The sequence below is a fragment of the Hyphomonas sp. NPDC076881 genome (assembly GCF_050269995.1).
In the GTDB taxonomy this organism is placed as follows: Bacteria; Pseudomonadota; Alphaproteobacteria; order Caulobacterales; family Hyphomonadaceae; genus Hyphomonas.
Window position 1 is genome coordinate 71,853 of the sequence record NZ_JBNNJJ010000011.1, and the last position, 15,183, is coordinate 87,035.

A 15,183-nucleotide genomic window follows, 5' to 3' on the forward strand; every position below is an offset into this window, starting at 1 on the left:
AGACCTTCCATGATTGAACCCGACCCGTCCGGCACGCGCCGCGTCGTCTTTCAGTATCTCGTGCCCGTCCACGTCGAGGTCGAAGACGGTCTCGTCGTTTGCGTCACCGTCATCGACGAAACGCCGGTGCGCGATCCAACCCTGGTCGAAGGCGATGCCGGCTATCTGCCGGAAGCCGTCGCCGCCGCCGACGATGGCCAGCCCTGGCCATCCTGGCGGTTCGGCTACTGACCCCTTCGATCATCCCTCAACCGAGCCCGGCCATCGCGCCGGGCTTTCTCGTTTCAGGAGCCTGTCATGGCCAACTATTTCACGCATTTCTCGTGCCTGCTCGACGTCGGCACGCCCGAGAACGCCGCCCGTGCGCTCGATCTCTACAATACGCTGTCCGCGGAAGGCGCGTCGGAGGAACCGCCCTCGGAGGGCTTCCTTCTGTCGATCGAGCCGCAATACGGCGGCACCGAACTCTGGATGCGCGACGACGTGACCGGCGATCCCGAGCGCCTCATCCAGTTCGTGAAGCGCTGCGCCGCCGAGTTCGGCCTCACCGGCAGATGGGGCTTCCAATACGCCAACACCTGCTCGCGGCCGCGTCTCGACGGGTTCGGCGGCGGCGCCCATGTCCTCGACCTCGCCACCGGCGAGACCGTGGACTGGATCTACACCGATGGCTGGCTTGCCCAGACCCTCTCCGGCGAGGGAGGCCCGCTATGAGCATCCCCTCCTATGCCCGGAGCAATTTCCAGACCCTGCTGCGCGCGGCGGGCGACGGCAATCTCGCCCTTATGGAATGCCTCGACGCGGTGACGGGCAGCCCGCGCTACGTCATCTGCGCCGTGGGGCGGGACAACGGCGACTACGTCTTCGCGCCCTTCGGCCATCTCGCCGACGGCAATCCCTACGACGCCTATCTGCCGCCCGATCCCGACGATCCCGAAGGCTTCGTGCGGCCCGAAACGGGAGAGGCGCCATGACCGACATCGACGCCATCTTCGCGGCGGATCGCCAGCATCCGCCGCATGAGCGGTCTCTGCCCTGGCTGGAGACCCGAGGCGGCCTCACCGTCGTCGTCGAGCCCAAGCCTCACTGGGCCAGCGACATGCGGGCGTTTCGATCCGAGGCGCGGGAATATTGCGCCTATGCCGACTGGACCGCGAACGGCGCTCGCGCGCGGTTCTTCGGCCATGTCGATACCTGCGGCGATGACCTGATCCGCAAGGCCCGCACGCTCGTCGCCTCCGAGATCGCGGACGGGCTCTGGATCTGATCCCCTCAAAAAGCGCCCCACCTCACGGTCGGGCGCTTTTTCCGTGCAGGCGCCTTGAGAGTGAGAGGGCCGCCGGGACGGGTTTGAGCCGGTGCGGTCGAGAGAGAGCGCCGCGCGGGCTCGCCCTTTCCCGCTCTCCAAGAGGTTCCCACCATGACCATGATTTCCGCATCGGCGGCGGCGACCGCCGCCGCGCCGCTTCCGCTCGGCTCGAATCCCGAACCCGCCGCCGCCATCCTCGCGGCCGCCGGCCAGCTCTTGCCTCATCTCGAACGCGGCGAGCGCGTCGCCGCCGCCGCCCTGCGTGCGGCGATGGAGACCGCCTTCGGCGCGTCGGACGCCACCGGAGCCTGGGACTGGAAGACGGCCTATGACGCCTGCGAGGCGGCGGCCGTCCTATTCCTCCGTAAACACGGACGTGCGCTTTTCCGCAAAGCCGGGTCTCCGGCGGCTCGCCTTTCCGCGGTGTCGAAAATCGCCAACCTGCTGCCGACGCATACGCGGCGTTCGGCGGAGAGCCAGACCTTCCAGCAGTTCTCGACGCCGATCCCGCTCGGCCTGGTCGCCGCCCACGCCGCGGCCATCACTCCGGCCGACCGGGTGCTCGAGCCGTCGGCGGGCACCGGCCTGCTCGCCATCCTCGCCGAAATCGCGGGCGGCGCGCTCGTTCTCAACGAGCTGGCCGACACCCGCGCCAATCTGCTGTCGCTTCTCTTCCCGGCCATCTCCGTCACTCGTTTCGACGCGGCGCAGATCGACGATCATCTCGATCCCGCCGTGATGCCCAGCGTCGTGCTGATGAATCCGCCCTTCTCGGTCATGGCCAATGTCGAGGGCCGCATGGCGGACGCCGCTTACCGCCATGTCGGCTCGGCCCTGGCGCGTCTGGCCCCCGGCGGCCGGCTCGTGGCGATCACCGGCGCCAGCTTCGCACCCGACAATCCGGCCTGGCGGGACGCCTTCATCCGGTTGCAGGCGCGCGGGCGCGTCGTCTTCTCCGCGGTCATCGACGGCCTCGTCTATGCCAAACACGGCACCACCATCGAGACGCGCCTGACCGTCATCGACAAGCGGCCCGCCGACGATCCCGTCGTGTTTCCGGCGACGCCCGGAATCGCGCCGGACGTCGCCACGCTGCTGGGCTGGATCGACGAGCAGGCGCCGAAACGGCTCGCCGTCGATCCCTCCGTCGTGGTCCCGGCCATCGCGTCTGCCACCCCTCGCAGCGTGCGCGGCTATATCAACCGCGCCGCCAAGGCTGTCCCGGCGACTGCACCGATGGCCGAACCGGAGGGCCTGCCGCTCGCCTACGAGACCCAGGACTGGCTCGCCGGCGAAGGCGGCCGTCTATCCGAGAGCATCTACGAGGAATACGGATTGCAGGCGATCCGTATCGCCGGCGCCCAGGGCCATCCGACCCGGCTGGTGCAGTCGGCCGCAATGGCTTCGGTCGCTCCGCCCAAGCCGAGCTATCGGCCAAGCCTGCCGCCCAACATCCATGAGCTGCTGTCGGACGCCCAGCTTGAGACCGTGATCTATGCGGGCGAAGCGCACGCGGACCATCTCGCCGGGTCGTGGACGGTGGACGCCACCTTCGACATCGTCACCGCCGCGCGCGAAGATGCGGAGAACGCCGCTCGCTTTCGGCGCGGCTTCATGATCGGCGACGGCACCGGCGTCGGCAAAGGCCGCCAGTCCGCGGCGATCATTCTCGACAACTGGCTCCAGGGCCGCCGCAAGGCGGTGTGGATCAGCAAGTCCGACAAGCTGATCGAGGACGCGCAGCGCGACTGGTCGGCGCTCGGCATGGAACGCCTGCTGGTCACGCCCCTGTCGCGCTTCCCGCAGGGGCGGCCGATCACGCTGCCGGAAGGCGTCCTGTTTACGACCTATGCCACGCTACGCTCCGATGACCGCGGCGAGAAGGTTTCGCGCGTCCGGCAGATCGTCGAATGGTTGGGCTCCGACTTCGACGGAGTCCTCATTTTCGACGAGGCGCACGCGATGCAGAACGCCGGTGGCGGCAAGGGAGAACGCGGCGACGTCGCCGCCTCGCAGCAGGGCCGCGCCGGCCTGCGCCTCCAGCACGCGCTGCCGAACGCCCGCGTCGTCTATGTCTCCGCGACCGGCGCCACCACGGTCCACAACCTCGCCTACGCCCAGCGGCTGGGCTTGTGGGGCGGCGAGGATTTTCCATTCTCGACAAGGGCCGAGTTCATCGAGGCGATCGAGGCCGGCGGCGTCGCGGCGATGGAGGTGCTGGCCCGCGACCTGCGCGCTCTCGGCCTCTACACCGCCCGTTCGCTCTCGTTCGACGGCGTGGAATACGAGCTGGTCGAACACGCGCTCAGCCCTGAGCAGATCCGCATCTACGACGCCTATGCCGGGGCCTTCGCCGTCATCCACAACAATCTGGATGCGGCGATGGAGGCCGCCAACATCACCGGCACGTCCGGCACGCTGAACCGGCAGGCCAAGTCCGCCGCCCGCTCGGCCTTCGAGAGCGCCAAGCAGCGCTTCTTCGGCCATCTGCTCACCAGCATGAAGACGCCGACCCTGATCCGGTCGATCAGCGGCGACCTGGAAGCCGGCCATGCCGCTGTCATCCAGATCGTCTCGACTGGCGAGGCGCTGATGGAACGCCGCCTGGCCGACCTGCCGACCGAGGAATGGAACGACGTTCGCGTCGACATCACGCCGAGGGAATATGTTCTCGACTACCTCGCCCATTCCTTCCCGGTGCAGCTCTACGAGCCCTTCACCGACAGCGAGGGCAACCTCTCGTCGCGGCCGGTCTATCGCGACGGCCAGCCCGTCGAAAGCCGCGAAGCCGTCGCGCGCCGCGACGAACTGATCGCGCAGCTCGCCTCGCTGCCGCCCGTGCCCGGCGCGCTCGACCAGATCGTCCAGCATTTCGGCACGGATCTGGTGGCCGAGGTGACGGGCCGCTCGCGGCGCATCGTCCGCAAGAGCACGCCTTCGGGCGGCGACCGACTCGTCGTCGAGAACCGCGCCGCAGCCGCCAATCTCGCCGAAACCCAGGCGTTCATGGACGACAGCAAACGCATCCTGATCTTCTCGGACGCCGGCGGCACCGGCCGCAGCTATCACGCCGAGCTTTCGGCGCGGAACACCCGGCTGCGCGTCCACTATCTACTCGAACCCGGCTGGAAAGCGGACGCCGCCATCCAGGGACTCGGCCGCACGCACCGGACCAACCAGGCGCAGCCGCCGCTGTTCCGGCCCATCGCCACGGACGTCAAGGCGGAGAAGCGCTTCCTCTCCACCATCGCCCGGCGGCTCGACACGCTGGGCGCCATCACCCGCGGCCAGCGCCAGACCGGCGGCCAGGGCCTGTTCCGCCCCGAGGACAATCTGGAAAGCCCCTACGCCCGCGATGCGCTCCGCCAGCTCTATCTCCTGCTGGTGCGCGGCAAGGTCGAAGGCTGCTCGCTCGAACGCTTCGAGTCCGCCACCGGCCTGAAGCTGGTGGACGCGAACGGCATCAAGGACGAACTGCCCCCGATCACCACCTTCCTAAATCGGCTGCTGGCCCTGACCATCGAGCTTCAGAGCATCCTGTTCACCGCCTTTGAGCAGCTTCTCACCGCCAAGATCGAGGGGGCCATAGCCGCTGGCATCTACGATGTCGGGCTGGAGACGCTGACGGCGGAAGGCTTCACCGTCACCGGCCGCCAGACCATCTATACGCATCCGGGCACGGGTGCCGAGACCCGGCTCCTCACCATCGCGCAGCGGACCCGAAACCGCCCGGTCACGCTGGACGACGCGCTCGCCCATCTCGGCGAATCCGGCGCCAGGCTGCTGGTCAACGAACGGTCGGGCCGCGCCGCGGTGCAGATCCCCGCCACCTCGGTCATGCTCGACGATGGCGAGATCGAACGCCGCGTCCGGCTGATCCGGCCGATGGAATCACACACCGTTCCGGTGAAGATGATGGGCGAGACCCATTGGACCGAGGCGGAACGGAACGACTTCGCCTCGGCCTGGAACGCCGAGGTCGCGGACGTGCCGGCTTTCTCCGACAGCACGATCCATATCGTCGTCGGCCTGTTGCTGCCGATCTGGAAGCGGCTGCCGAACGAGTCCACCCGCGTCTATCGGCTCCAGACCGACGAGGGCGACCGGATCGTCGGCCGCAAGGTCTCGCCCGCCTGGGCGGCCAATGCGACCACGACCGGCGCAGCCACGCTCGCGCCCGCCGACGCCTTCATGGCGCTGGTGGATGGCCGCACCATCCTCGATCTGGCCGAGGGGCTTCAGCTTCGCCGCGTCCGTGTGATGGGCGCCAACCGCATCGAACTGTCGGGCTTCACCGACACGATGCGCGAGCGGCTCACCGCCTACGGACTGTTCCACGAGATCATCTCCTGGAAGCTCAGGATGTTCGTGCCGACCGATAGCGCCGGTCCCGCAGTGCTGGAGCGCGTGCTGGGCCGCTATCCGGTCCAGCGCATCGGCGAACGCGAGGCGGCGTGATGACCCGTCTCGACGCTTCGGATCTGGCGCAGCGTCTCGGCCGGGAGGCCGAGGCGGTGTGCCGCCATTATCTCGACGCCGGCCATCGTCAGGGCAATTACTGGCAGGTCGGCGATGCGCGCAACACGCCCGGCCGCTCGATGTTCGTCCGGCTCAAGGAGACGGCGAAGGGGCCGGCGGGCAAATGGACCGACGCCGCCACCGGCGAGCATGGCGATCTGCTCGACGTGATCCGGGAGAGTTGCGGCCTCGCCGACTTCGCCGATGTCGTCGAGGAAGCCCGCAGCTTTCTCAGCCTGCCGCGTCCGAAACCCGCGCCGGCGACGAAGAAGCGACCGGGCACGCCTGCCCCGTCGGGCTCGGCCGAAGCGGCAAGGCGATTGTTCGCCATGTCGCAGCCGATCAGCGGCACCCCCGTAGAGACATATCTTCGCCATCGCGGCATTACGGCTTTGCACGGAACCGGAAACCTTCGCTTCCATCCACGCTGCTATTATCGGCCCGACGACCACGGCCCGACCGAAACCTGGCCGGCGATGATCGCCGCCGTCACCGATCTCAGGGGCGCGATCACCGGCGCGCATCGCACCTGGCTCGCCCCCGACGGCTCCGACAAGGCGCCGATCGAAACGCAGCGCAAGGCGATGGGCGATTTGCTCGGCCATGCCGTTCGCTTCGGGATCGCCGGCGAGGCGATGGCTGCGGGCGAAGGCATCGAAAGCGTCCTGTCGGCGCGTCAGACGATACCGCACATGGCGATGGCGGCGGCGCTGTCCGCAGCCCATCTGGCCGCCATCCTGTTCCCCGAGACGCTGCGCCGACTCTATATATTGCGCGACAACGACCCGGCAGGCGACGGCGCACGGGACAACCTGGTCGAACGGGCGAACGCGGCCGGAATCGAGGCCATCGTGCTCTCGCCGGTGTTGGAGGACTTCAACGAAGATCTCCGGCGCCTCGGGCTCGATGCGCTCCGCGCCAGCCTGCGGGTGCAGCTCGCGCCGCAGGACGTCGCCCGCTTCATGGCTCAGGCGGCTTAGCCGCCCGCGACGGACGTCACGGCTGCCGTCATCATGCCCGCAGGCTTGCGTCAACCATCGGAGAGGACCGCGCCTCGGCCTTCGAGAGGGCGATCGGCCCACAAACGGGCCAGGCCGACAATGGCGGCGGCCGACTATTTTCCGGCGCGGCCCTGCGGGCCGCTTTCCATCGCGAGACAAAATAGTCGGCCTTGGCCATCAAGGCCCTCGCTTTGCTCGGACTGCCAGCCCGTCCCGCCCGTGGGCTTCGTCGCCATGAAGGCCGCGACGGTCGCGGTCCAACCGACGGAGCATCCCATGAGCGAGCACGACGACTACGAACCCGAACACGCCGCATCCCCGACCGACCAGATTGCGCAGGAGCTTCAACTCTACGGCTACCGGCCCTCCGAAGACGAAGCCGATCCCAGGCCCGTGCCGGAAGACCGCATCATCGAAGGCGCCGTCGCCGACATCTTCGACGCCCTGATCTCGACCGTGGCAGATACGAGCCTCGATCCCGACCTCGACGATCTCCTCTGGTCCACCGTCAATACGTTCCACCGCGCCGTCGAGCGGGCCGACCGCAAACTCGACGACAACGAGCAGGCGCAGAAGCGGCTCCAGCGCGAACAGGATGGCTCGGAGGTCAAATCCGTCCAGCTCGAACGCCTGATCGACCTTGGGCAATCGCTGATCGAACGGCGCGACAGCCTAGAAGTCTTCCGCGACAGCGCCGCCGACCACTATCTTCGCGCCACCGGCTCACCCTGGTCTCAGCGCACCGGCTCGCGCGTCAACCATCGCCGCCTCACCGCCGCGATGATCGACAGCCGCGACTTCCTTGCCGCCAAGCGCCGCAGCGAAACCGAAGTGCTCGTGCCCGCAGGCCCGAAGATCGCCTTCTCCGGCGGCGACACCACCGATCACAAGCCGATCTGGGCCAAGCTCGACCAGGTCCACGCCAAGCACCCCGACATGGTGCTGATGCACGGCGGCTCCCCGAAAGGCGCCGAGAAGATCGCCGCGCGTTGGGCGGAAACCCGCAAGGTGCCGCAGGTCGCCTTCAGACCCGACTGGACGAAACACGCCAAGGCTGCACCGTTCAAGCGCAACGACGCCATGCTGGCGGTCATGCCGATCGGCATCCTCATCTTCCCCGGCACCGGCATCCAGGACAATCTCGCCGACAAGGCCCGCAAGCTCGGCATCCCGGTCTATCGGTTCGGAACCGGCGGCGCGTGAGCGCCGCCGTCTCCACGGCAGGACACCGGCTCCTGCCGCAGAGCACCACTCCCCGCTTCTTTGCGCTGATCCTCGGTCAGACTGATCGCCTGACGCCATCAACCCGTGAAGGGTCGGCTACGCCTTGCGTGCCGCCGCTCCGGCTCCGCCTGCGCGGTGATTGCAGCTCTCAGTCCGACACGTCGGGCGCCTGTCAGCGGGGGTGGTCCTCCGCTCGAAACAGGAGCCGGATCGATGTCCTTCAACGACGCCCACGCCTTCGCCTTCAGCCTCGCCACCAGCCTGATGGCGGTCATCGTCATCTTCCGCGCCGGCGACGGCACGCTCTCGGTCACGCCCGCCAGCGAATATGACGGCGACCTCTCGCAGATCGTCCGCGAAATCGACCCCTTCGCTCCATGAAGGGGCGAAGATCATCGCCCACGGGGCTGAAACCTTGTCGGTTTCGGCTCCCGTCCGCGTCGATATTTTGCTATGATCCCCGACGCGCCGTGGTGGTGGTGGAAGGCGCGACCGTCAGAATCGTTCTTTCGGAGACACCGCCATGATCCTTCTCGGCATCATCCTTTCCATCGCGGCCATCGGCTTCTTCTGCTGGCTTCTGTTCACGCTCGCCGTCTTCGCGCTGCCCTTCTTCGCTGGCCTCACCACCGGCGGTTGGGCCTATCACACGGGCGCGGGCTGGATGGGCGCGATCCTGATCGGCGTGGTCGCGGCCGGGCTGACGCTCGGCCTTGGCCAGATCCTGCTCGGGATTGTTCGCCCGCTCTGGGCTCGGCTGCTGATCGCGCTCGCCTTTGTCGCGCCCGCTGCCCTCGCCGGCTACCACGCCACGCACGGCATCGTGAAGCACACCATGCCGTCGGAAACCTGGCAGTTGGTGTTTTCCGTCATCGGTGCGGTCGCAGTCGGCGTCACCGCGTTCGCGCGCGTTACGGGCATGGCGGCCGCTGGCCCGGTCGGCCGGAGCCCCGCCGGAGCCTGACCATTCCGCAGCCGGTATCGGCGGGACAATAGGGGCGACACCACGCCGTCCGTGTCGGCTTGAGGGGGCGGCGATGCGGGCGACGAACCCGGATCACGCTGATGGCCGCAGCGCGGGTCATCCCATCGGAAGCGCCCGAACCGAACGCCGGTCGCGGCGCAGCCGACCGACACGGAAGGGCGGAGGGTTTCCGCCCGCGGCAGGCCCGGACAACGCAGGACCGCAAGGCCCGCCGCCAAGAGGGGCGATGCGCCGGCGAACATCCGGCAGGTCTTGGCGCCGGTTTCGAGAGAGCCGCCATCCTCTCCGCTTCTTCCCGTCACCAGCCCGCTCCAAACGGCCTCTTCAATGGCTTGATCTGGCCGAAGGCCGGCTGCGCCTCGATCGCCTATGGCGCAACAGCGGCGTCACAACTTTCTTCCCCTGCCGGCTTCGCCGTCATTCCTCGCGAGACAAGAAAGCTCCTCCTTTGCTGTCAGGCCCCTGCGGGGTGCGCCGTCGATCGCCTCCGGCCTGTCGATCGCCATCGAGGCCGCAATGGTGCGGGCTCGATAACGGAAACGGAGATTTGAAATGGCGACCATCGGCACCTTCAAGAAGACCGGCAACGAGTTCACCGGCGAAATCGTCACCCTCAGCGTCCAGGCCAAGGGCGTGCGCATCGTCCCCGACCAGCGCGCCACCGGCGAAAACGCCCCCAGCCACCGGGTTCTGGTCGGCCGCGTCGAGATCGGCGCCGCCTGGTCCAAGCGCTCCAACGAGGGCCGCGACTATCTGGGCCTCAAGCTCGACGATCCGAGCTTCAACGCCCCCATCTACGCCAACCTCTTCGACGACGAGGACGGCGACGGCTACTCGCTGATCTGGTCCCGCCCGAACCGCCGGGCGGACTGACCCACCAGCAAGGCCCCGGCCGACAGGCCGGGGCCTTTGCCTTGCCCGCGCGCGAATCGGTGACGCCGCCGAAGACCGGAGGAGACGGGCGACCAGGTTTCCAGCAGCCCCCGCGACGCCAAGAACGACTAAAATAGTCGTAGTTCTGGCAAGTAGTTATTGGCCGGTGGGAGGTGGTCATTCATGATCACCGCCCGACAATCACGGGCCGCACGCGCGTTGCTGGGATGGACACAGGAGACGCTCGCTGACGAGGCCCGGACATCGCTGACCGCGCTCAAGCGTCTCGAATCCGAAAACGACCTCGAGGTGTATGAGTCGACGCGCGATCTCGTTCGCCGGGCGCTGGAGGCCGCGGGGATCGTCCTGCTCTCGACCGACAAGGGCGAAGGCGTGCTGTTGCTTCACGACCGCAAAGACTTGCCGCCGAGGCGTTAAGCGCCCGCCATTTGTTCAGGCGGCGCACAGAATTTCCCACGATGCTGTTAACGAACCTCGGATGAGCGATTATAGTCGCTCTATGGGACAGCTAACGCCCTCATTCCTCGACGAGCCGCCGGTCAGCCAGTCGCTCACGGCCTACGACCGTGAGCACATGGCTCTCTACATGCGTCTGATCGACTCAGCCCGCGACGGCGCCGCCTGGCAGGAAGCCGTCCAGGCCATCTTCGGCCTCGATCCCGCGCACGACCCAGAGCGTTGCCGCCATGTTCACGACTCGCACCTGGCGCGGGCGCGCTGGATGACGGAACAGGGCTACCGCGAGTTGACCCGCCCTCGGCACTGACCCGCCGCGATGCCGACTTGGCATCGCGCTTTGCCCACCGCCGAGCTTCCATCGGGCGGCCCTGTCGAGAATCCTTTCTTCCTCCACAATCACTTACGCAAAGGGAGGATCGCGATGACACCCAATGCAGCAGGCTGGCGCTCCTCCGCCGCCTATGAGCACATCGCCGAGATGAGCCCGTCCGATCTCGCCTGGGAGTGGCTCCGGCGCAACGACGCCTATGTTGAAGACTACCGGGAGCTGAGCGAGGGAAAGACCGACATCCAGACGCTGACCGACAAGATCCGGCGCCGATGGGGGTTGCGATTTCCCCGCGGACCCGCAGGCCCCGCCATCTGAAGCCCGCATCGTCTGGCTGCCCGCGAACGATACGAGCGCCATCTTTCTGGGGCCGGCCCCTGCGGGTCTCGCCGAGGACACCGATCCGCAACCGACCTTCGATGCCGCCTACCGCATCGGAGACCATGACGAAGACATCCTTCTCTACGATCTCGGTGACGGCCAAAGTGTCCAGCTCGTCATCGAGACGGCCACGCCGGTCGACCGACCCCTTGCCGCCATCATTCCTTTGGGTCGGGAGGGATTCGATCGTGTCCGATCCCTTTGCCGTCTGCTGGCCACCCTTCACGGCCGGGCCATCCCGCCGGATACCCGGCTGACGGCACAACATCGCCTGCGATTGCGCCGGATGCTGCAATGCTTCGACGGCTATCGCGATGGCGCGACCCAGCGGGAAATCGCGCAGGTCATCTTCCACATCGCCCGACTCGACCGCCAGGCGTGGCAGGACGCCTCCGCCCGCCACGCCATCAAAACCCTGCTGCGGGACGCGCGCGCCATGATCGCCGGCGGCTATCGCGCCTTACTGCGACACCGCCGGCCGGACTGATCGCGCCGACGCGATAGCCGGTGGGCGATTTTAGCCCCCCCCAACTTCGCCCTGCATCGCGCCGGTCCTGCTTCGCCATCGTGGCCTTCGCTCGCCGCTGATCTCCAGCGGCCTTCACGAAGCTCACGGAGGCCCCATCCATGCGACCCGATCTCGCCGTTCTCCCGCCGCGCTTCCTGCGCACCAAGGAAGCCGCCGCGTTTCTTAGCCTGTCCGCCCGGACCCTCGAAAAGCATCGGACCTACGGCACCGGCCCGGCCTATCGCAAGCTCGGCGGCCGCGTCGTCTATGCCGTCGACGATCTCGAAGCCTGGGCCGCGCGCGGCGCCGTCACCTCGACCTCCGATCCGCGCGGTTCGATCCTTCCCGCGAGGCGTCACACGCCGGCGCCGCTGGCCCAGGCCGCCCGGCGCCCACGCTGACCGCCGACGAACCCCCGAATGGCGGCGCGGCGGCAATCCCGTTCGGAGCGCGAACAGCTCGACCTGTTTCGGGCGCTCCCTGGCGAGTTCGCTGCCCGAGATGCGCAGGATCTCATGGCCTATCCCTTCTTCTCCCTCTCCAAGTCCCATCGCACCGCGCCGATCGACTTCTGCGCCGGGGGCGTGTCGATCCGCGTCGAGGCCGTGCCCGATCATGGCATGGCGACCATCTGGGACGCCGACATCCTGATCTGGGCGGCGAGCCAGATCGTCGAGGCGCGCGACGCGGGCCTGCGCACCTCGCGCCTGCTGGTCGCCACCCCCTATGAAATCCTCAGATTCATCGGCCGCGGCACGTCCTTGCGCGACTATCAGCGTCTCAAGGCCGCGCTCGACCGGCTGCAATCGACGACGATCTGCACCTCGATCCGTCAGCCCGCCGAGGGCCGGCGACATCGCTTCTCCTGGATCAACGAGTGGAAGGAGCGCACCGACCGGAACGGCAAGCCCGATGGGATCGAGCTGATCCTGCCCGACTGGTTCTACCAGGCCGTCCTCGACGACGCGCTCGTGCTGACGATCGACCGCGCCTATTTCGGCCTGACGGGCGGTCTCGACCGCTGGCTCTATCGAATTGTCCGCAAGCACGGCGGCCGCCAGCGCAACGGCTGGCGTTTCGACTTCCGCCACCTCCACCAGAAATCAGGCGCGCTCTCCCCCTTCAAGCGCTTCGCCTTCGAGCTGCGCGACATCATCCGGCGCCAGCCGCTCCCCGGCTACACGCTGTTCCTCGAGATCGAGGGCGGCGGCCGCACGCTGCTCGCCTTCGAGCCACAGCCCACCTGTGGAAAAGCTGTGGATGGCGTCGTGCCATCGGGAACCCGAGGGCGCGTGCCATCAGGAACCAGACCCTCGTGCCAACGGGAACCGAAACCGGCCCTAACCCACGGTACGAAAAGCGAAAATCGCACCCTTAACTTAGAGTCTAACAAAGACTCTAACCTTGAAGAGCGCGCCCGTGAGGTGGAAAACCTCGTCCGGCAGGCCACGAAGGCCCTCAGCGTCGCCGGCAAACGGCGCCCCGAAGCCGCCGACACGCATCCCCTCCCGCAGCTCCCTTTCACTCCCGTTCCGGGAGGACGGCGATGATCGTCGCGCTCCTCAATCAGAAGGGCGGCGTCGGCAAGACGACGCTGGCGCTGAACCTCGCGGGCGTTTGGGCGAGCCAGGGCAAGCGCGTCACCCTGATTGACGCGGACCCGCAAGGCTCGGCGCTGGACTGGTCGCAGCAACGCAGCCGTGAGGGCCTGGCTCGCTCCTTCGGCGTCGTCGGCCTCGCCCGCGATACGCTGCACCGGGAAGCGCCGGAACTGGCCCGTGACGCCGACATGATCGTGATCGACGGGCCGCCCCGCGTCGCCAGCCTGATGCGTTCGGCGCTGCTCGCCGCCGACCTGGTGCTGATCCCGGTGCAGCCATCGCCCCTCGACGGCTGGGCCTCCGCCGAGATGCTGGCGCTCATCGGCGAGGCGCGCATCTACCGGCCGGAGCTGGTCGCGCGCTTCGTGCTCAATCGTTGCGGCGCGCGCACCGTGCTCGCCCGCGAGACGGCCGCGACCCTGGCCGATCACGATCCTCCCGTCCTCGCCGCCACCGTCGGCCAGCGCGTCGCCTTCGCGGCTGCCGCGCAGTCCGGCCAGCTCGTCTCCGAACTGGACGACGGCACGCCCGCCGCGCGCGAGATCGCGGCGCTGGCGGACGCGATCGAGTGCTTGAGCATCGGGAGGGCGGCGCGATGAACGGGCGCTCGTCCCGCAATGGCTTCGCCTCCCGGCCCGCCGATCCCGAGCGCTGGGTCAAGGCGGCCGACAACCCGCCGCGCGATGCCGGCGCCGGCGGCTACACCGCCCGGCTGACCATCGACGTGACGCCGGCGCTGCGCGGCCGGATCAAGATCGCCGCGTTCGCTCGCGGCGTCACGGTCGCCGACATGCTGCGCGAGCTGCTCGCGCGCGAATTTCCCCCGACCGCCGAAGGAGACCCATCATGACCGACGCCGCGGTTTCCCGCGCCCAGGGCGGCCCCTTGCCGCGCGCGCATCTCGCCGACAGTCTCACCCATGTCGAGCTGACGCATGTCGAGAAGCGGATCGAGAACTGGATCAGGTTCGGCCACGAAGCCCATGAACAGGTGCTCGACCGCCGCCGCCGCGTCTTCTCTTTCCGGCCGGGCAGCCTCTTCGCCTTCGTGCGTTGGGCCGCCAACGACTTCGGCACGATCACCTCGCGCATCGACATCGTGCGCGCCGTCGCGCCAGGCGAAGCCTACCAGACGCTGCCCTTCGTGCGCCCCGGCGGCGACATCCTGCTGAAGATCGAGGGCTGGCCCAAGGTCGAACAGGTGCTTCGCCACATCGACGCCGTGGAGGCCCTCGGCATCGACGCCTGCGACGTGGCCCCCGATCACTGGCGTCATGTCGGCAACCGGATCGGCGCGGGCCATGAGCCGCGCGCCTACACGCTGGAGCGCCATGCGGCAGGGCTCATGCGGCGGGAGATCGGGCTATGACCCGCTTCGGCTATGTCATGACGACCTATGCCGTGACGATGGGCGTCGCCATCGCCGCCTTCGTCCCGATCGCACCGCGCCTCGTCTGGAACGCCTCGGCCAGCGCGCCGATCGGCCTCTATGACCTCGCCCCGCCGCACCCTCTGACGGTTGGCGATCTGGTCGCCGCCCTCCCGGACAAGCCGCTCTCCGACTTCATCGTCGGGCGCGGCTATATCGGCCGCAACGTGCCGCTGATGAAGCGCGTCATGGGCCTTCCCGGCCAGCAGGTCTGCCGCACCGGGGACGTCGTGACCGTCGACGCCGTGCCGCTTGGACGGGCGCTCGACCGCGACCGGCTCGGCCGTCCGCTGCCGGTCTGGCAAGGCTGCCGGCGCATCGGCGATGGGCAGGTTTTCCTGATGAACCCCGATGTCCGCGACAGCCTGGACGGCCGTTATTTCGGCCCGCTTCCGGCGCGCACCGTCATCGGCAAGGCGAGCCCACTCTACACCGACGAGGACGGCGATGGCCGCTTCGTCTGGCGCGCGACGACGCGCTGACCGCTTCCCGTCGTCGGGAGCGGTGCCCGCCGACGGCTTTCCAACACCACCGCCATGGAGACCAT

Annotated in this window: 20 protein-coding genes; all 20 read left to right on the forward strand. The window is 68.1% G+C overall.

Features of this window, described 5'->3' with window-relative positions; all coding sequences use genetic code 11:
• Window positions 1-9: 9 nt before the first annotated feature.
• The 20 genes from ACQKI2_RS13240 to ACQKI2_RS13335 all read left to right on the forward strand — a co-directional run bounded on the left by ACQKI2_RS13240 (window position 10) and on the right by ACQKI2_RS13335 (window position 15,118).
• On the forward strand, window positions 10-231 hold the full coding sequence (locus ACQKI2_RS13240; protein ID WP_102114781.1) for a hypothetical protein: 222 nt from the start codon (window positions 10-12) through the stop codon (window positions 229-231).
• Between the two features lie 66 nt (window positions 232-297).
• The gene (locus ACQKI2_RS13245; protein ID WP_102114780.1) at window positions 298-714 is read left to right on the forward strand and encodes a hypothetical protein; all 417 of its coding nucleotides are present in this window, start codon (window positions 298-300) and stop codon (window positions 712-714) included.
• Entirely contained in the window at window positions 711-974 is a 264-nt protein-coding gene (locus ACQKI2_RS13250) for a DUF6117 family protein (RefSeq protein WP_102114779.1), read from the forward strand. The genes ACQKI2_RS13245 and ACQKI2_RS13250 overlap by 4 nt, the downstream gene beginning before the upstream one ends.
• Window positions 971-1,267, forward strand: a complete 297-nt coding sequence (locus ACQKI2_RS13255) for a hypothetical protein (RefSeq protein WP_102114778.1) — start codon at window positions 971-973, stop codon at window positions 1,265-1,267. The genes ACQKI2_RS13250 and ACQKI2_RS13255 overlap by 4 nt, the downstream gene beginning before the upstream one ends.
• A gap of 153 nt (window positions 1,268-1,420) precedes the next feature.
• On the forward strand, window positions 1,421-5,767 hold the full coding sequence (locus ACQKI2_RS13260; protein ID WP_427380126.1) for a strawberry notch-like NTP hydrolase domain-containing protein: 4,347 nt from the start codon (window positions 1,421-1,423) through the stop codon (window positions 5,765-5,767).
• Entirely contained in the window at window positions 5,767-6,807 is a 1,041-nt protein-coding gene (locus tag ACQKI2_RS13265) for a DUF7146 domain-containing protein (protein WP_102114776.1), read from the forward strand. Before ACQKI2_RS13260 ends, ACQKI2_RS13265 begins: the two co-directional genes overlap by 1 nt.
• 297 nt (window positions 6,808-7,104) lie before the next feature.
• Window positions 7,105-8,031: a DUF2493 domain-containing protein gene (locus tag ACQKI2_RS13270; protein ID WP_102114775.1), complete on the forward strand. Its 927-nt coding sequence runs from the start codon at window positions 7,105-7,107 to the stop codon at window positions 8,029-8,031.
• A gap of 234 nt (window positions 8,032-8,265) precedes the next feature.
• Window positions 8,266-8,433 (forward strand): hypothetical protein, encoded by a 168-nt coding sequence (locus ACQKI2_RS13275; protein WP_165608585.1) that lies wholly within the window; start codon window positions 8,266-8,268, stop codon window positions 8,431-8,433.
• Window positions 8,434-8,575: 142 nt separating this feature from the next.
• On the forward strand, window positions 8,576-9,016 hold the full coding sequence (locus ACQKI2_RS13280) for a hypothetical protein (RefSeq protein WP_102114774.1): 441 nt from the start codon (window positions 8,576-8,578) through the stop codon (window positions 9,014-9,016).
• A gap of 573 nt (window positions 9,017-9,589) precedes the next feature.
• Window positions 9,590-9,910 carry a DUF736 domain-containing protein gene (locus ACQKI2_RS13285; RefSeq protein WP_053553340.1) on the forward strand — a complete coding sequence of 107 codons (321 nt, stop codon included), beginning with the start codon at window positions 9,590-9,592 and terminating at the stop codon, window positions 9,908-9,910.
• 183 nt (window positions 9,911-10,093) lie between these two features.
• Window positions 10,094-10,348 carry a hypothetical protein gene (locus ACQKI2_RS13290; protein WP_102114773.1) on the forward strand — a complete coding sequence of 85 codons (255 nt, stop codon included), beginning with the start codon at window positions 10,094-10,096 and terminating at the stop codon, window positions 10,346-10,348.
• Window positions 10,349-10,379: 31 nt separating this feature from the next.
• Complete coding sequence (locus ACQKI2_RS13295) at window positions 10,380-10,697, forward strand: DNA -binding domain-containing protein (RefSeq protein ID WP_281493037.1); 318 nt, start codon at window positions 10,380-10,382, stop codon at window positions 10,695-10,697.
• A gap of 114 nt (window positions 10,698-10,811) precedes the next feature.
• On the forward strand, window positions 10,812-11,036 hold the full coding sequence (locus tag ACQKI2_RS13300; RefSeq protein WP_102114771.1) for a transcriptional regulator domain-containing protein: 225 nt from the start codon (window positions 10,812-10,814) through the stop codon (window positions 11,034-11,036).
• A 229-nt stretch (window positions 11,037-11,265) separates the two neighbouring features.
• Window positions 11,266-11,586: a DUF2285 domain-containing protein gene (locus tag ACQKI2_RS13305; protein WP_245924315.1), complete on the forward strand. Its 321-nt coding sequence runs from the start codon at window positions 11,266-11,268 to the stop codon at window positions 11,584-11,586.
• A 140-nt stretch (window positions 11,587-11,726) separates the two neighbouring features.
• A complete protein-coding gene (locus tag ACQKI2_RS13310) occupies window positions 11,727-12,008 on the forward strand; it encodes a helix-turn-helix transcriptional regulator (protein WP_102114769.1) in 282 nt (93 codons plus the stop codon).
• 18 nt (window positions 12,009-12,026) lie between these two features.
• Window positions 12,027-13,157, forward strand: a complete 1,131-nt coding sequence (locus tag ACQKI2_RS13315; RefSeq protein WP_102114768.1) for a replication initiator protein A — start codon at window positions 12,027-12,029, stop codon at window positions 13,155-13,157.
• Window positions 13,154-13,807 carry a ParA family partition ATPase gene (gene parA / locus ACQKI2_RS13320; protein ID WP_102114767.1) on the forward strand — a complete coding sequence of 218 codons (654 nt, stop codon included), beginning with the start codon at window positions 13,154-13,156 and terminating at the stop codon, window positions 13,805-13,807. The genes ACQKI2_RS13315 and parA overlap by 4 nt, the downstream gene beginning before the upstream one ends.
• Entirely contained in the window at window positions 13,804-14,058 is a 255-nt protein-coding gene (locus ACQKI2_RS13325; protein ID WP_102114766.1) for a hypothetical protein, read from the forward strand. Before parA ends, ACQKI2_RS13325 begins: the two co-directional genes overlap by 4 nt.
• Window positions 14,055-14,576, forward strand: coding sequence for a DUF2840 domain-containing protein (locus ACQKI2_RS13330; protein WP_102114765.1), 522 nt, complete (start codon window positions 14,055-14,057; stop codon window positions 14,574-14,576). Before ACQKI2_RS13325 ends, ACQKI2_RS13330 begins: the two co-directional genes overlap by 4 nt.
• On the forward strand, window positions 14,573-15,118 hold the full coding sequence (locus ACQKI2_RS13335; RefSeq protein ID WP_102114764.1) for a S26 family signal peptidase: 546 nt from the start codon (window positions 14,573-14,575) through the stop codon (window positions 15,116-15,118). The genes ACQKI2_RS13330 and ACQKI2_RS13335 overlap by 4 nt, the downstream gene beginning before the upstream one ends.
• Window positions 15,119-15,183 lie beyond the last annotated feature (65 nt).

What these genes read in the sequence shown, in the direction of transcription:
- ACQKI2_RS13240 (WP_102114781.1), top strand. Translation starts at nt 10, where the DNA reads ATGATTGAACCCGACCCGTCCGGCACGCGCCGCGTCGTCTTTCAGTAT.
- ACQKI2_RS13245 (WP_102114780.1), top strand. Translation starts at nt 298, where the DNA reads ATGGCCAACTATTTCACGCATTTCTCGTGCCTGCTCGACGTCGGCACG.
- ACQKI2_RS13250 (WP_102114779.1), top strand. Translation starts at nt 711, where the DNA reads ATGAGCATCCCCTCCTATGCCCGGAGCAATTTCCAGACCCTGCTGCGC.
- ACQKI2_RS13255 (WP_102114778.1), top strand. Translation starts at nt 971, where the DNA reads ATGACCGACATCGACGCCATCTTCGCGGCGGATCGCCAGCATCCGCCG.
- ACQKI2_RS13260 (WP_427380126.1), top strand. Translation starts at nt 1,421, where the DNA reads ATGACCATGATTTCCGCATCGGCGGCGGCGACCGCCGCCGCGCCGCTT.
- ACQKI2_RS13265 (WP_102114776.1), top strand. Translation starts at nt 5,767, where the DNA reads ATGACCCGTCTCGACGCTTCGGATCTGGCGCAGCGTCTCGGCCGGGAG.
- ACQKI2_RS13270 (WP_102114775.1), top strand. Translation starts at nt 7,105, where the DNA reads ATGAGCGAGCACGACGACTACGAACCCGAACACGCCGCATCCCCGACC.
- ACQKI2_RS13275 (WP_165608585.1), top strand. Translation starts at nt 8,266, where the DNA reads ATGTCCTTCAACGACGCCCACGCCTTCGCCTTCAGCCTCGCCACCAGC.
- ACQKI2_RS13280 (WP_102114774.1), top strand. Translation starts at nt 8,576, where the DNA reads ATGATCCTTCTCGGCATCATCCTTTCCATCGCGGCCATCGGCTTCTTC.
- ACQKI2_RS13285 (WP_053553340.1), top strand. Translation starts at nt 9,590, where the DNA reads ATGGCGACCATCGGCACCTTCAAGAAGACCGGCAACGAGTTCACCGGC.
- ACQKI2_RS13290 (WP_102114773.1), top strand. Translation starts at nt 10,094, where the DNA reads ATGATCACCGCCCGACAATCACGGGCCGCACGCGCGTTGCTGGGATGG.
- ACQKI2_RS13300 (WP_102114771.1), top strand. Translation starts at nt 10,812, where the DNA reads ATGACACCCAATGCAGCAGGCTGGCGCTCCTCCGCCGCCTATGAGCAC.
- ACQKI2_RS13310 (WP_102114769.1), top strand. Translation starts at nt 11,727, where the DNA reads ATGCGACCCGATCTCGCCGTTCTCCCGCCGCGCTTCCTGCGCACCAAG.
- ACQKI2_RS13315 (WP_102114768.1), top strand. Translation starts at nt 12,027, where the DNA reads ATGGCGGCGCGGCGGCAATCCCGTTCGGAGCGCGAACAGCTCGACCTG.
- parA (WP_102114767.1), top strand. Translation starts at nt 13,154, where the DNA reads ATGATCGTCGCGCTCCTCAATCAGAAGGGCGGCGTCGGCAAGACGACG.
- ACQKI2_RS13325 (WP_102114766.1), top strand. Translation starts at nt 13,804, where the DNA reads ATGAACGGGCGCTCGTCCCGCAATGGCTTCGCCTCCCGGCCCGCCGAT.
- ACQKI2_RS13330 (WP_102114765.1), top strand. Translation starts at nt 14,055, where the DNA reads ATGACCGACGCCGCGGTTTCCCGCGCCCAGGGCGGCCCCTTGCCGCGC.
- ACQKI2_RS13335 (WP_102114764.1), top strand. Translation starts at nt 14,573, where the DNA reads ATGACCCGCTTCGGCTATGTCATGACGACCTATGCCGTGACGATGGGC.